Source organism: Bacillus sp. hwrm1 (genome assembly GCF_040207805.1).
In the GTDB taxonomy this organism is placed as follows: Bacteria; Bacillota; Bacilli; order Bacillales; family Bacillaceae; genus Bacillus; species Bacillus velezensis.
Genome location: NZ_CP157943.1, coordinates 1,925,383 through 1,938,598 on the forward strand (window position 1 = coordinate 1,925,383; position 13,216 = coordinate 1,938,598).

The following is a 13,216-nucleotide window of genomic DNA, read 5'->3' on the forward strand; positions in this document are numbered from 1 at the left end:
GCAAAGGAATGATGAAAAGTGCAAGATTTAATCATTGAATATAAAAGATCGTTAAAAGAAGCAAGAAAGATATACCGGTCATTAACGGAAACACCGGAAGTTGAAATGACGGCTGAACAAAAGAACGATAAGAAGATAATCAGTAGCATAATCAGCGATATTGAATTCACTCTTGAATGGCTGCAGAACGGAAGACAGCCGGGCGCCCGCCGAGGTGCTGACAGAAGAGACGTATATCAAAGGACGATTCTTGCTGATCCGCACTTAATTGATGCGCTGCCGGAAGAATATGCAATCGTTCAAGAAGCTGAGGGAGAGGTAAGTGATTGGGATAAGGAAAGAATCTCTGACGCCCTTTCCGTGCTCACAGAAAGAGAAAAAGACATATTCATGATGCATGCTGTGCAAAACATGTCATTTGAAGAGATAGCGCAGTTATTGGGGATTAAAAAAGGAACTGTGCAGAAGAACATTGAACGTTCCCGTCTGAAAATGAAAAATAGAGCAGATCACAGCCTATTCTGTTTAGCGTGAATAGGCTCTTTTTTATTGGAGAAATAAAGAAAAAAGCCCATCAAATAACTTGACGTAAGTAAAGTATTAGGGTATAATTAAAGTATAGAAAGGAGGGAAAGAAAGTGGCTGAAATCGCATTGGTACTGGGGATTATCCTCACAACTCTCACAGTTGTTGAAAAAGTCCTCATCATCAGGGAAAAGCTTAAAACAAAAAAGCCCAAAATCAAAAAACGCCGTCGACCAAGAAAGCGCAGATGATTTTGAGCCGAGGGAGAAGGTAGCGCTTCTCCCTTGCTCCTAGTATAACAAAAATAAAAAATAAAGACATTATTTGAAAGCCAGCCACTTTCAAAAAAAAATGAAAAGTGTACAGTCTACTACCGATATTGTTGTTCTTCTTGCCCTGGCGTATATGTTGTTCTTCCGTCAGGATGTGGCAGCGGGACCGTTAAAAACGGCTCTCGATATAAGTCTAATCATTTTGTTTGTTGTTTCAATCATTGAAAAAGCATTTTCCCTTTACTTGAAATATCGCGAGAAAAAAGGATGATTCAAAAATGTACAAGCCTAAAGAGCGTGATGCAATCAAGAAATTCTTGAATGAAGAGATACTCAATACAAGTGAAGCGCTTGAGATATTGGGGTTCACCCGTCAGTATCTGAACCAGTTAGTAAAGACCGGCGAATTGGAGCCAATGAAAGAAATGCCTCGGGACAGGCTTTTTCTGAAAGAGGATATTTTGGATTTTCAAAAGAATAGACGGAAATGAGCATCCGAAAAATAGGGTGCTTTTTTTATGTAATGATAAATATTTATTGGAAAAAAATCAATATTTTTCATATATAAATATTGACGGTGGTAAATATAAGTGTTATAATTAAAGTATCGAAAGGAGGTGTTAACGAGCATGGAAATCGTTGAATTCATCCTTAGGGATACAGCTTGGTTAGTCGGAATTCTCGTTGGGATTACGACACTGATCAAGAACATCAAGGACCTAAAGGGTGATAAAAACAAAAAACGACGTTCTCCCGCCAAGAAGAAACGTCGCAAATAACCCATGAGGGGAATTACTTCCCCTCCTTGTATTATAACATCTTAATGGTGCTTAAACAAAACCATTAAAATTCCATGCTCGGAGATAATGAAAAAAATATTAGACTCAACAACACTGTTATTTTTCGTCTTGTTTTGCTTACAATTCGCTCGTATGGACTATAACAACCTGACTGTACTGGACATAATATCAATTGTGCTGGCAGTTATATGGCTCACGCTGACGATTATAAACGTAGTTATGAAATGGAGGAATTCAAAGAATGGATAAGTTTGTATTTAGTGATGTCGAAGAATTGAGAGAGTTCCTTGATAAAGAAGTCATAACCACCTCGGAAGCGATTGAAATCATCGGTTGCAGTCGTCAAAATCTTAAACAGCTAGTTGATCATGGAACGCTGAAGCCAATCAAATCAACAAATAGAGATCGTCTCTTTCTAAGAAAAGATATTGCGGCTTATAAAAAGAAACGTTAATCTGTCCCTCTAATAAAATGATGCTTTTTCGTCTTACGATTGCCACTTATTTATAAAGGACTTTCGTTCGACAAATTCTGCATATGGTTACTATTTCCTTATAAATTACCGATAATGTTTATAAGGAGGAGATAATGATGAGTAAGAGAGTCAAATTCGATTATTTTAAAGTTTATGCAAGATCCTATGATCAGATTAGAGATGTGATGGAAGAACGTTTATGTAATTTAGATGAGGTAATCAGAGGTGCTCAAGATATTCATGTTGCTGATCGGGTTTTTTCAGCAGGAAATGATAGAGCGAGACTACAAGATATTCAAGAGAATAACGGCAAATGGGAAATGCATTTTATTCGAATACGCAAGGATAATTTCCCTCTAAAAGCTCATGATAACGGAGATGTTAGTTTTTTTGATGATATGGATGAAGCAGAGGGGTTTGGTGAAGAAGTATCCGCCCTTTTTGACCCAGAGAATTGTGTCATAATGGTTAGAAGAAACATGTTTAGTTTACCACCTAGTTCAATAGCTAGTTTCTTTACATCATTAATTGATGAGATAGGCTTCACTGTGTTATTTAAGCCGCTTGTTCATCCAAGTTCAATGCAACTCTTAAAACACGATCACTTAATAAGAAGTGCGGAAATATCTATTGCTGATGTCAAAAACACCTCTACAGAAACAAAAAGATCTTTGGGCCAAATTCTATCTCGGACCGAATCAATTAAAGAGCCAGTAAATATTCAATTTAAAATTGGATTAGCGCAAAAAGGGTCAAAGAAACATAGTAGAGTTCCGATTTACGAAGAGTTAAGAGCTATTGCCAATGACCCCAATGCAAATAAAGTTGAAGTGAAATTAAAAGAAAATGAAAATAAGAATGTAGAAACAATAGATTTGATTGAACATAGACTCTATGATATTCACAGTTTTTCTAAACTAGATATAAATCGTGAATCCAGGAATATTCTGCATGAAACTGTGATTAATAAAATGCGATTACTATATGAAAGAAGAGTTGACGAAATAAACAATATATACGAGTAAAAAACTTTTGAGGTGACTGTTAATGAGGAGATTTGAACTTACATATCCTTATATATTCGCTTTTATTTTTGGGGTAATTGTATTTTTAAAGGATTGGTCAATAAGTGAAGTGAAAAATTTCGATGCAATTTTAAACTCGTCAGTCACAGTTAGCTCGATAGTTATAGCATTTTTAGGTACAATGATATCAATCCTTATAAGTCTAACGAATGCAGAAATCATGCAAAGAATATTTGAACATAAAGGTGATTCTGACCTTACTTCTTATGTGAAAACTTCAATAATTTTTGGTTTAGTATTAGCCGTGTATTCAATGTTTTTATATGTAATGATTGATTCAACCGGACTCTTTTCAAAATTATTACTCGTATTGTTTGTCATGCTCCTTACGATTTTTATTTTGTCATCGTATAGAGTCATACAGGTGGTTTCGAAAATATTATCAGCTGTGCTTGAGGAAAGTAAACGAAACACAAAAACTCAACCCGCAAAAATTTATGTGCCTAAAATAAAGAGTTCACAAGAAGATAATAAAGTAGATTGAAAAGCTTCCTTTTTAGGGAGCTTTTTTCATTATTTAAGGGGGAAAAAATATGAGATTACTACTGATTAAGGTGAATGACAGGCTAGGGAGTAAGCATGCCATAGAGAGGGACGTGCTAAATGGTATTTGTAAGGGATACTTTGTGTATGACGATAGCTTGACTGTCTCGGTTGTTGAAATAGAAGACGTTGCAATATCAGATCAAATGTTTCAAGATCGTTATGCCTCTTCTAAGCTTGATGTGAGTAAGAATTCGGTATTTAAGCCTAGTCTTAATAAAGGTATGGACTACGTTAATCACCAAACAATTGAAGGAACAGAGGAATAGAACAATGCCGCCCAAGCCCCTAAAGGAATGTGCCGCCCGTGGTTGCCGTGCCCTTACTCGGGATAGGTACTGTGATGCACACAAGACACAACAACAAGAAGAAACAAAACATTACAATAAACATTCAAGAAACAAAACAATAACAAGTTTTTATAAATCAACTGAATGGAAACGAACAAGACAACTTGCTTTGATACGAGACAATTATCTCTGTCAGCATTGTTTGAAAGCGCATTGCTTCACTCCGGCTGACATGGTGCATCATATAGTGGAAGTAAAGCAAGATTGGTCGAAACGATTGGATATAAAGAACCTTGAAAGCTTGTGTAATGCCTGTCATAACAAAACTCACGGCAGTAAGGGCAAGTGACCCTCCCCCCCCTAACAAATCTCTGGAAGGGAAACAATCGAAGAACGGCGATCCCCCTTCTGTAAACAAACACCGCTTTTCAAAGTTCCGAAAACAGCAAAAAGCCCCCTCGGCGAATTTGCCGAGAAGGCTTGATACGACTGGTTTTATGATTGATTCCATCGTATCACGATTGATGAAAAAAACAAGCAAAAAAAAGTACTTTTTTGAAAAGAAATGAGGTGAAAACATGCCGAGACCTGCTAAATCTGCAACACTTCAACTAATCCAAGGTAATCCCAATAAAAAGAATACGGATGAGCTGGCTGCCCGTGCTGAGCACGAAAAAAAGATAAAAATGCGCTCCGACAATATTAAAGCGCCACCTTGGTTAAATAAAATTGCGAAAAAAGAATTTAAAAGGGTTGCTGCTTTGTTATCTGAGGTGGAAATTATTACTGAAGCAGATATCAGCATGTTGGCCGCCTATTGTAATGCATACTCTCAGTATATTTCCATTTCAGAAATCATTGAAAAAGATGGGATCATGGTGCATACCGAGGGACAGGATGAGGATGGAAATCCTATTCAGTTGATTGGTGAAGAGCATCCGTTATTGAAGCGGCAAAAGAATTACTATGATCAAATGAAATCAGCTGCGAATGATTTCGGCCTTACGCCATCTGCACGGGCAAAACTCGCTATTACCCGCACACAGGAGGAACGAGAAAAGACGGCTGCGGAAAAGGAGTTTGGTAATGTATGAAGACAATAAAACAATTTCTTATTGATTACTCACGCGACGTTATATCGGGTGAGATTGTCGCATGTGAAAAACACGTATGGGCTTGTCAGCGCTTTTTGAATGATATCAGCCGGGAAGGTACCAGAGAGTTTCCGTACGTCTTTGATGATGAGAAAGCGCGTCGATTTCTTTACTGGATGACACAATTCAAGCATACGAAAGGGCCGTTGCAAGGTGAAAATATTGTGCCGGAGCCTATTCAAATATTTATTTTCGGCAATGTGTACGGTTGGGTGCATAAGGATAACGGCTATCGACGATTTAAAAAAGTGTATTGGCAGGTTGGCCGTAAAAACACAAAAACACAAAGCCTGGCATGTGTTGGATCCTATGAGGCAATGGCTAACGACGAATACATGTCCGAGGTTTACATAGGTGCAACAAAAACGGAACAGGCGAAAATCTGTTGGAACGAAATTAAAGCACAGATTATGCAAAGTGACCTTTTGAATAAGCCGGAGAAGAAATACCGAATTGCTTACGGTAAGATTGAACATCCCAAAACACAGTCAAAAATAGAGGCGCTTTCGAAAGATGCAGGTAAAACGGGGGACGGGTTCAACCCGCAATGCGGCATCATCGATGAATATCACGCCCATAAAACTTCAGAGATTTACGATGTACTCGCTTCTGGTATGGCTGCTCGTGCTCAACCGTTAATGATGATTATTACGACAGCAGGGTTTGAGCTAAATAATCCCGCCTATCGTGTGGAATACGATTACGTTTCACGTATACTGGATCCCAATAAAGTTGAGCAAAATGAAAAGTATTTTGTGATGATTAATGAATTAGATAAAGACGATGACATTAAAGATGAGCGCAATTGGATAAAAGCAAACCCTATTGTGGCAGCTAACGAACACGGGCTGAATTATTTGCGTGGAGAATTGGAAGTAGCGCTTGCTGTGCCGGAGAAGATGAGAAATTTCATGACAAAGAATATGAACATTTGGGTTAATATGCGCGAGAATGGTTATATGGATATGCAAGCTTGGGCGGATTGCGGTTCGGATGAATTTCCTGAGCTGAAGAACCGAGAATGTTATGTCGGCATTGACTTGTCAAAAACGATTGATTTAACCGCCGCATCTTTCATCTTCCCGTTAGATGACGGCAGCTTTGCTGTCGATAGTCATGGATTTATGCCGGAGGATACATTCCATGAGCGGATGAACACGGATAAGGTCCCTTATGATGTATGGGAGAAAAAGAACTGGTTAACAACAACAGATGGTGCTGTCGTCGATTACGATTATATCAGAGCGTATATTAAGAAAATGGAGAAGGAACATGGCTGGCGCATCAAGGAAATTGGATACGATCCATATAACGCTACTCAGTTCGCTCAGCAAATGGAGGCAGACGGATATGTAATGGTTGAAATCCGCCAAGGGGTGGCAACTCTCTCAGAGCCGACCAAAGACTTCAGAGCAAAGGTCAAGTCCAAAAAAATCATACACCCGAAAAATGAACTTCTAACTTGGGCAATGGGGAACGCTGTAACAAAAGTTGATGCTCAAGAGAACATCATGCTGGATAAATCAAAATCAACCCAACGGATTGACCCGGCCGCCGCGCTTGTGAATGCGTATGTACGGGCTTCTCAAATCAATAATGAGGTTGATTTAAACGCATATATCAAGTCAGCTTCATTTTCTTTCTAAAGGTGGTGTAGAAGTGAAGAAAATACTGACAGCCATGATGCTTTTTTTAAATGATTTTCTTTTTATCATAGGTGCTGCTTTTATATTGGCAGCTGCATATCGTTTGCACACAGACATCGGTCTTGTTTTGACAGGTGTCTTTTTTATATTTTATGCACTGCTGCTCAGTAAGAAAAGGAGGTGATTAATTGTTTTTGGAAGGGCTGTTTTCTAAGAGATCAAATGATGAAGAGCCTTGGGGCCTCGCAAATCCTCCTGATTGGATTATAGATATGTTCGGCGGCTCAAAAACAGCTAGCGGTGAACGTGTCAGTGAATCAACGGCACTCATCCATCCAGATGTTTTTTCGTGCGTTAATGTTCTGTCTGATGACATTGCAAAGCTTGCCGTCCATACATTCAAAAAAAAGCAAGGAAATATTATAAGCAGTATGGATCATCCTGTTGCCCAATTGCTTTATCTAAAGCCGAATCAATACATGACGGCTTTTACTTGGAAAAAGCTCATGATGACTCATGCTTGTACGTGGGGGAATGCCTATTCTTATATAAAAACAGATCGGAATGGCTTTATTACAGCTCTATTGCCATTAAACCCAGCCAATACGCAAGCCTATGTAAACCCAAAGACAGGTATGCTGTGGTATGAAACGGTCATTAATTCAAAAAGTGTTGAATTGTATGCAGATGAGATCCTGCATTTCAAGGGTATGACAGAAGACGGGATCAACGGTAAGAGTCCTATCGGAGTTATAAGGGAGCATATTGGCGCGCAATCGGCTGCCACAAAATTTAATGCGAAATTATATAAAAATGATGCGACACCACGGGGAATCTTAAAAGTTCCGACTTTAATAGACGAAGATGCAAAACAGCGGGCGAGAGATGAATGGGAAAAGGTAAATGCGGGGCGGAACATTGCGATTATAGATGCCGGTCTTTCTTATGAATCAATATCTATGCCGTTGCAAGAAGCTCAGTTTGTGGAGTCTATGAAATTTAATAAGGCACAAATCGCATCTATTTTTAAAGTTCCATTGCATAAAATCAATGAGCTGGACCGGGCAACATTCAATAATATTGAACACCAATCGATTGAATACGTAAAAAATACGCTGCAGCCGTGGCTGGTTTCTTTTGAACAGGAAATTATAACGAAACTCTTTACTGATGAAGAGATTAAAGACGGATTCTATATCAAATTCAATGTAAACAGCGAGCTGCGCGGTGATGCGAAATCTAGGGCGGAGTATTATGAAATTATGGAACGGATCAGTGCATTAAATATAAATGAAATTCGTGCTTTTGAAGAGAAAAACGCAATTGAACACGGTGATAGGCACCTTGTATCGCTTAACTATACATTCCTTGATTCATTGGAGGAGTATCAAATGAACAAATCAGGTTCCGTTAAGGGAGGTGAGGACATACATGAGCAAGGAAGTTCGCCACCTAACAACGAAGATTGAGTTGCGTTCTGCTGGTGAGGGAGAAGAGAAAAGAGATTTTATTGAGGGTTACGCCTTAAAATTTGAAAAATGGTCTGAGCGTTTAGGTGGATGGTTTAAAGAAATCATCAGCCGGGATGCATTAGCTTCCACGGACCTTTCAAACGTAGTAGCGCTTTTTAATCACCGCCAGGATTATCCGTTAGCGAGAAACACCGTTTCTGGCGATGCTGGGCGGCTTGAATTAGAGACAGATGCTATTGGTCTAAAATTCCGTTTTACCCCCACAGATACGACGTATGCTAAAGATTTAATGGAGAATATTAGAAGCGGAGTCATTAATCAGTGTTCCTTCGCCTTTTCACTGAATTATAACAAGAATGAGCCGGATGAATGGCGTCATAATGATGAAGAAGATGTATATGAACGTCGAATCAATAACATCGAGCGTATTTTTGACATATCACTTGTAACAACACCTGCTTATAACGATACGGAGGCTGTGATCGGTGAACGCAGTTTAGAAAAAGTCGAACAGATTAAAGAAATGCGCGATGCGCCAATAGAAAAACTAAAAATCGAATTGGAACTTTTAGACCTAACGTTATAGGTCTATTTTTTATGTTCAAATCTAAGGAGGATACCCGAATGCCAGTAGCAATGACAAAAAAGGAACGTGAATTAAGACAAAAATTCACACAAAAGAAACAAGAGGCTTCAAATCTTTTGGAGGATGGAAAGCCTGAAGAAGCTCGCAGCATGCTGGAAGAAGCAAAAGAGCTGCAGAGTCAAATTGAATTAATGACAGAGGGCCGCAGTTTAGAACTTCCGGAGATTGGCGAGGAACGAAACTTTTCTGCAGAAATCAAAAGTGAACCGAAGAAAGAGACGGAAGATCGTAATATCTTAACAGCGACGAAAGAATACCGGGAAGCGTGGTTGAAGGTGCTAACCGGCCGCAGCCATGATCTTGAAACAGAAGAACGAAACATGATGGAACGCGTTTTGAAAGAAAACCGTTCATTATCTGCAGGCAGTGATAAAGACGGCGGCTATACAGTGCCGGATGATATTTCAAAAGAAATTTTGAAATCTATCCAGGAACTAAACTCTGTTCGTAATCTGATCCGTGTTGTTCCGAAAACTGCGCCATCCGGAAATTATACGGTTCGTAAAGGCGTTGCCGGAAAACTTTATAACACAGCGGAGAAAGAACAGATTAAAGAACTAAAGAATATGGAATTTGATCAAATTTGGTATAACGTCAAGAAATTCGCCGGAATCATGCCTGTTTCCAGTGAGTTGTTAAATGATTCATTTGTAAATTTTGTTCAAGAGATCGTGGACTGGCTGTCTGAATCAGCCGTTGTAACAGAGAATGATGAAATCTTTTATGGAGACGGCGGAGAGAAAAACGTTGAAGGTATCATTAGCAGCGGCAAATTCAAGTCTATTAAAGCACCGTCACTCATTACGATTAAGTTTTTAAGAAAAGTGAAAAACCAAATTAAGCGCGGTTATCGACGTAACGCTGTTTGGGTGATGAATACTGAAGCGTTTGAAACCCTAGCAAATATCGAAGACAAAAACGGCCGCGGCATTTTAGCGGAGGATCCAAGAAATGAGGATAATTTCTTGCTATTTGGGCGTCCGGTTGAAATCTATGATGAAGTCCTGACGGATGATAAAACACAGAAAACACACATTCTTTTCGGCGACTTTAAACGCGGCTATTTCATGTTTGATCGTCAAAAATTTGAAATCAAATCTACAGATGTTGGCGGAGATGCCTTTCTTACAGATCAGACATATTTCCGCGGTATTGAGCGGTTCGACGGAAAAGTAGTGGATCCAGAAGCTGCAATCATTGTAACTGATCTTGTTGTTGGTGAGGATGCAAAAGTGGAAACACCTGAACAATCTGCTGATCTTGGAAACTAATACTGAAAGGATTGATTAAAAGATGGCAAAACTAAACAACATTCTAAACGAAAGTAACGGTGTGCTAACGTCAGCAAGAGACAACGGGGAAGGAGCGCCTATTACGGATATTTCTGTTGCTGACAATAGCGAAGAAAACCCACTCTTTGTAAAGGGGCTTAAAGGGGATCCGGGTGAACAAGGACCGCAGGGGGAACCTGGTCCTGCTGGTCCGAAAGGTGAAACAGGCGAGCAAGGTCCTAAAGGCGAAAAAGGTGATCCAGCAGTTATTGATGAGGGCAGCATTGTACATGAAATGCTTGCTGACAAATCAGTTCGCAGCAATAACATTGGAACAGGCAGCGTCATGATGGATCATTTGAACAGTGAAGTGAAGGCTGCACTTGATGGTATGCAAAAACAAATTGATGAACTGAAATCCGCCACTCCTGTAGAATGAAAGGCAGATGATGCCAGATGACAGAAGCTGAAAAAATAGAATTAGAAAAAGCGAAAAAATTCCTCCGGGTTGATGGTGACCTGGAGGACGATTTAATTCTCACGTTCATTGCCTCCGCAAAAGAATACATCACTTCGGCAACGGGCCTTGCTTTTCCCAATCAATCAGCCCGGGCCGCTATGTGCGTAAATGCTTTTGTGGCACATTGGTATGAGAACAGGGAAATAGCTGGTACAACATCTAATTTAGACGGTGTGCTGACCTCGTTAATCAATCAGCTGAAATATACATTGCCGGGGAGGGCGTCAGATGCTGAATGATATGCGTTACCGCATTCAATTTCAAAAAAAGAAGCCCGGCGGCCGTCTGCCTGTGGAGGGAAATGATAGCTGGGAAACAGTTATTGAATGCTGGGCAAAGGCGGAGGGCTTAAAGGGCCGGGAATATTATGCTGCAGCGGCCATACAAAAAGAAAAAACAGTTCAATTTACAATCCGGCACCGGGAAGATATCAATGAACATATGCGAATCGTCTTTCAGGGCGATTCATATGAAATTGAGGCTATCTTGCCGAATTATTCGCGGCGGCATTTCATTACGATTAAAGCGAATGTGGTGAGCCGATGAATTTTGAATTGGAATTGAAAGGGTTTAGAGAGCTTGAATCTACTTTCGCTGATCTGGCCCGTAAGGATGAAAAGATTCATAAAGCAGCAGTAAAAGCCGGAGGGGCTGTTTTGGCAGCGGAAATTAATGAGGAAGCTCCGCGCTCTTCCATTGGCGGAAGTCATCCGCACATTGACGATGATATTATAGTCGGCAGCCGTATCAGGCGGGACGAAGACGGAGAGATATACGCAGTTGTAGGCCCTACAAAAGATACAAAATTCCGTGTTCACTTGCCGGAATTCGGCACGCTCCATCAGGCTGCCAATCCATTTATACACCGGAGTATGGTAAAGGCGAATGGCAAGATGCTTGATGCAATGGAAAAAGTCATAAAGGCAGGCTTTAAACTGTGAATCTAGTAGAGAGATCATTACAACTAAAAAATAAAGTATTTGAAGCGCTGGAAAAAGATCCAGCGCTTTTAATGCTGACTGGCCCTGAAAACATCTATGAACTGGCTGTGCCAGAAGGTTTGGAAAGCCAACCACCTTACATTGTGGTTCAAGAATTAGAGTACAGAACGACTGAATGGGCAGACGGGCATCCAATTAAAGATAGCACTTTGTATCAAATTGATGTGTATCACAACCAGTCGTGTGATCCAATTATGGCAGCTATCATGGATGTTATGGGGAAACTGGATTTTCAAACGACAGTTCTTATCAATGAATTTTTACAATCAGAGCGCCTCATTCGAAAAGGTTATCGGTTTGAGGCAAACATTTTATTATAATCGGAGGTTTTAAGATGCCTGAATACAGCTCAATGGTGGGATTAGAAGGCGTTCAATACGCACCATTAAAAAAAGAAAACGGCTTGTGGGTTGCCAGCAAGATTGTCGACTATCCACATGCAATAAATGCAAAGATGGCAACTGATTCATCTACAGAAAAGCAATATGCTGATAACAAGGTAGTTGACCTTGCTGTTTCAACTGGTTCAACGAAATTAGACTTAGAGATGAGAGATGTTCCGCCAGAACACCTTGTCAATTTGTTTGGGATAGAGGAAACCACAGACGGACTGTATTTATTTAAGAAGAATGTTACTCCGCCTTGGATTGCTATGACTTTCTTTGGTGTGAAAGCTAATGGAAAAAGACGATATGTCGGCTTAGTCCAAGGTCGGTTTACGCTGCCTGATGACGACTGGAATACAAAAAAAGAAAAAGTGGACTTTCAAACTTCTAAGTTGTCAGCTGAATTTCTTGAAAGAGACCAGGATGATGTATATAAAGTAATCGCGGATGAAGATGCTCCTAATTTCGATTTAGATAAGTTTTATGAAAAAGTGTATGGCAGTGCCTATACATCATCCACTGCCGATCAAAAAACAAGTACAGATCTAGGTGCTTAACTTAGGGATTAGGGAAGCTTAAGAGCTTCCCTTTGTATTCGTATGAAAAGGAGGAGTCAACATGGCTCAAAAACATATTTCTATTAAACTATGGTTCGAAGATGAAAAGAAATTCAAAACTTTTATTGCACCCCGGACCAATACAAAAACACTTCTTGAAGCATTACGATTAAATGCAGAAGCGGAAAAAACAGCGGATAATTTGGAGAAAAGCATCAAAATCCTCGAAAAACAGCTGCAATTTATTGTTGGGATATTCCGCAATCAATTTACTTATGATCAATTATTTGAGGGGCTGGAATCTTTTGAAGTTGCGAAAGAAGTGAGCCGCATTCTCTCGGAAGTTGCCGGCTATAAAGAAATTGAGGCTGCTGATCAGGATTTTTTGCCGGAACAGACGGAGAAGAATACACCTACGAGCGCGGAATTGAGCAAATAAATGAAATTTACGCTACTCTCCTGCAACAAGGGTGGAGTATGAACGCAATTGACGAGATGGACATATATCACTATTTAGAGATATTGACCGAAACCAATAAACCAGAAGAAGTGAAATTTGAAGATGTCTTCTTT

Annotated in this window: 22 protein-coding genes; all 22 read left to right on the forward strand. The window is 39.8% G+C overall.

What is annotated here, in order from left to right:
* Positions 1 to 18 precede the first annotated feature (18 nt).
* The 22 genes from ABK447_RS10105 (at position 19) to gpG (ending at position 13,082) form a co-directional block, all read left to right on the forward strand.
* Entirely contained in the window at positions 19 to 534 is a 516-nt protein-coding gene (locus ABK447_RS10105) for a sigma-70 family RNA polymerase sigma factor (RefSeq protein WP_207579542.1), read from the forward strand.
* Between the two features lie 104 nt (positions 535 to 638).
* Positions 639 to 776 (forward strand): hypothetical protein, encoded by a 138-nt coding sequence (locus tag ABK447_RS10110; RefSeq protein ID WP_014304494.1) that lies wholly within the window; start codon positions 639 to 641, stop codon positions 774 to 776.
* 299 nt (positions 777 to 1,075) lie between these two features.
* A complete protein-coding gene (locus ABK447_RS10115; RefSeq protein ID WP_072177182.1) occupies positions 1,076 to 1,288 on the forward strand; it encodes a helix-turn-helix domain-containing protein in 213 nt (70 codons plus the stop codon).
* 138 nt (positions 1,289 to 1,426) lie between these two features.
* A complete protein-coding gene (locus ABK447_RS10120) occupies positions 1,427 to 1,576 on the forward strand; it encodes a hypothetical protein (RefSeq protein WP_162839616.1) in 150 nt (49 codons plus the stop codon).
* A 262-nt stretch (positions 1,577 to 1,838) separates the two neighbouring features.
* The gene (locus ABK447_RS10125) at positions 1,839 to 2,051 is read left to right on the forward strand and encodes a helix-turn-helix domain-containing protein (protein WP_094295986.1); all 213 of its coding nucleotides are present in this window, start codon (positions 1,839 to 1,841) and stop codon (positions 2,049 to 2,051) included.
* A 137-nt stretch (positions 2,052 to 2,188) separates the two neighbouring features.
* On the forward strand, positions 2,189 to 3,097 hold the full coding sequence (locus ABK447_RS10130) for a DUF6731 family protein (RefSeq protein ID WP_207579541.1): 909 nt from the start codon (positions 2,189 to 2,191) through the stop codon (positions 3,095 to 3,097).
* A 22-nt stretch (positions 3,098 to 3,119) separates the two neighbouring features.
* Entirely contained in the window at positions 3,120 to 3,641 is a 522-nt protein-coding gene (locus tag ABK447_RS10135) for a hypothetical protein (RefSeq protein WP_207579540.1), read from the forward strand.
* A 49-nt stretch (positions 3,642 to 3,690) separates the two neighbouring features.
* Positions 3,691 to 3,969 (forward strand): hypothetical protein, encoded by a 279-nt coding sequence (locus tag ABK447_RS10140; RefSeq protein WP_094295983.1) that lies wholly within the window; start codon positions 3,691 to 3,693, stop codon positions 3,967 to 3,969.
* Positions 3,970 to 3,973: 4 nt separating this feature from the next.
* Entirely contained in the window at positions 3,974 to 4,339 is a 366-nt protein-coding gene (locus ABK447_RS10145) for an HNH endonuclease (protein ID WP_060560115.1), read from the forward strand.
* 229 nt (positions 4,340 to 4,568) lie between these two features.
* On the forward strand, positions 4,569 to 5,084 hold the full coding sequence (locus ABK447_RS10150) for a phage terminase small subunit P27 family (RefSeq protein ID WP_014418201.1): 516 nt from the start codon (positions 4,569 to 4,571) through the stop codon (positions 5,082 to 5,084).
* Positions 5,081 to 6,790 (forward strand): terminase large subunit, encoded by a 1,710-nt coding sequence (locus tag ABK447_RS10155; RefSeq protein WP_046341351.1) that lies wholly within the window; start codon positions 5,081 to 5,083, stop codon positions 6,788 to 6,790. Before ABK447_RS10150 ends, ABK447_RS10155 begins: the two co-directional genes overlap by 4 nt.
* 13 nt (positions 6,791 to 6,803) lie before the next feature.
* The gene (locus tag ABK447_RS10160; protein WP_014418199.1) at positions 6,804 to 6,974 is read left to right on the forward strand and encodes a hypothetical protein; all 171 of its coding nucleotides are present in this window, start codon (positions 6,804 to 6,806) and stop codon (positions 6,972 to 6,974) included.
* 4 nt (positions 6,975 to 6,978) lie between these two features.
* Positions 6,979 to 8,259 (forward strand): phage portal protein, encoded by a 1,281-nt coding sequence (locus tag ABK447_RS10165; protein WP_046341350.1) that lies wholly within the window; start codon positions 6,979 to 6,981, stop codon positions 8,257 to 8,259.
* Positions 8,222 to 8,848 carry an HK97 family phage prohead protease gene (locus tag ABK447_RS10170; protein ID WP_032859296.1) on the forward strand — a complete coding sequence of 209 codons (627 nt, stop codon included), beginning with the start codon at positions 8,222 to 8,224 and terminating at the stop codon, positions 8,846 to 8,848. Before ABK447_RS10165 ends, ABK447_RS10170 begins: the two co-directional genes overlap by 38 nt.
* A 38-nt stretch (positions 8,849 to 8,886) precedes the next feature.
* Positions 8,887 to 10,179, forward strand: a complete 1,293-nt coding sequence (locus ABK447_RS10175) for a phage major capsid protein (protein WP_014418196.1) — start codon at positions 8,887 to 8,889, stop codon at positions 10,177 to 10,179.
* Between the two features lie 22 nt (positions 10,180 to 10,201).
* Positions 10,202 to 10,618 (forward strand): collagen-like protein, encoded by a 417-nt coding sequence (locus ABK447_RS10180; protein ID WP_207579539.1) that lies wholly within the window; start codon positions 10,202 to 10,204, stop codon positions 10,616 to 10,618.
* Between the two features lie 17 nt (positions 10,619 to 10,635).
* Positions 10,636 to 10,938: a head-tail connector protein gene (locus tag ABK447_RS10185; RefSeq protein WP_038458892.1), complete on the forward strand. Its 303-nt coding sequence runs from the start codon at positions 10,636 to 10,638 to the stop codon at positions 10,936 to 10,938.
* Positions 10,928 to 11,245 carry a phage head closure protein gene (locus tag ABK447_RS10190; protein ID WP_025852580.1) on the forward strand — a complete coding sequence of 106 codons (318 nt, stop codon included), beginning with the start codon at positions 10,928 to 10,930 and terminating at the stop codon, positions 11,243 to 11,245. The genes ABK447_RS10185 and ABK447_RS10190 overlap by 11 nt, the downstream gene beginning before the upstream one ends.
* On the forward strand, positions 11,242 to 11,640 hold the full coding sequence (locus ABK447_RS10195) for an HK97-gp10 family putative phage morphogenesis protein (RefSeq protein WP_025852578.1): 399 nt from the start codon (positions 11,242 to 11,244) through the stop codon (positions 11,638 to 11,640). Before ABK447_RS10190 ends, ABK447_RS10195 begins: the two co-directional genes overlap by 4 nt.
* A complete protein-coding gene (locus ABK447_RS10200) occupies positions 11,637 to 12,020 on the forward strand; it encodes a DUF3168 domain-containing protein (RefSeq protein ID WP_207579538.1) in 384 nt (127 codons plus the stop codon). The genes ABK447_RS10195 and ABK447_RS10200 overlap by 4 nt, the downstream gene beginning before the upstream one ends.
* A gap of 14 nt (positions 12,021 to 12,034) precedes the next feature.
* Entirely contained in the window at positions 12,035 to 12,643 is a 609-nt protein-coding gene (locus ABK447_RS10205; protein ID WP_014418190.1) for a major tail protein, read from the forward strand.
* A 61-nt stretch (positions 12,644 to 12,704) separates the two neighbouring features.
* A complete protein-coding gene (gene gpG / locus ABK447_RS10210; RefSeq protein WP_046341343.1) occupies positions 12,705 to 13,082 on the forward strand; it encodes a phage tail assembly chaperone G in 378 nt (125 codons plus the stop codon).
* The last annotated feature ends 134 nt before the right edge of the window (positions 13,083 to 13,216 follow it).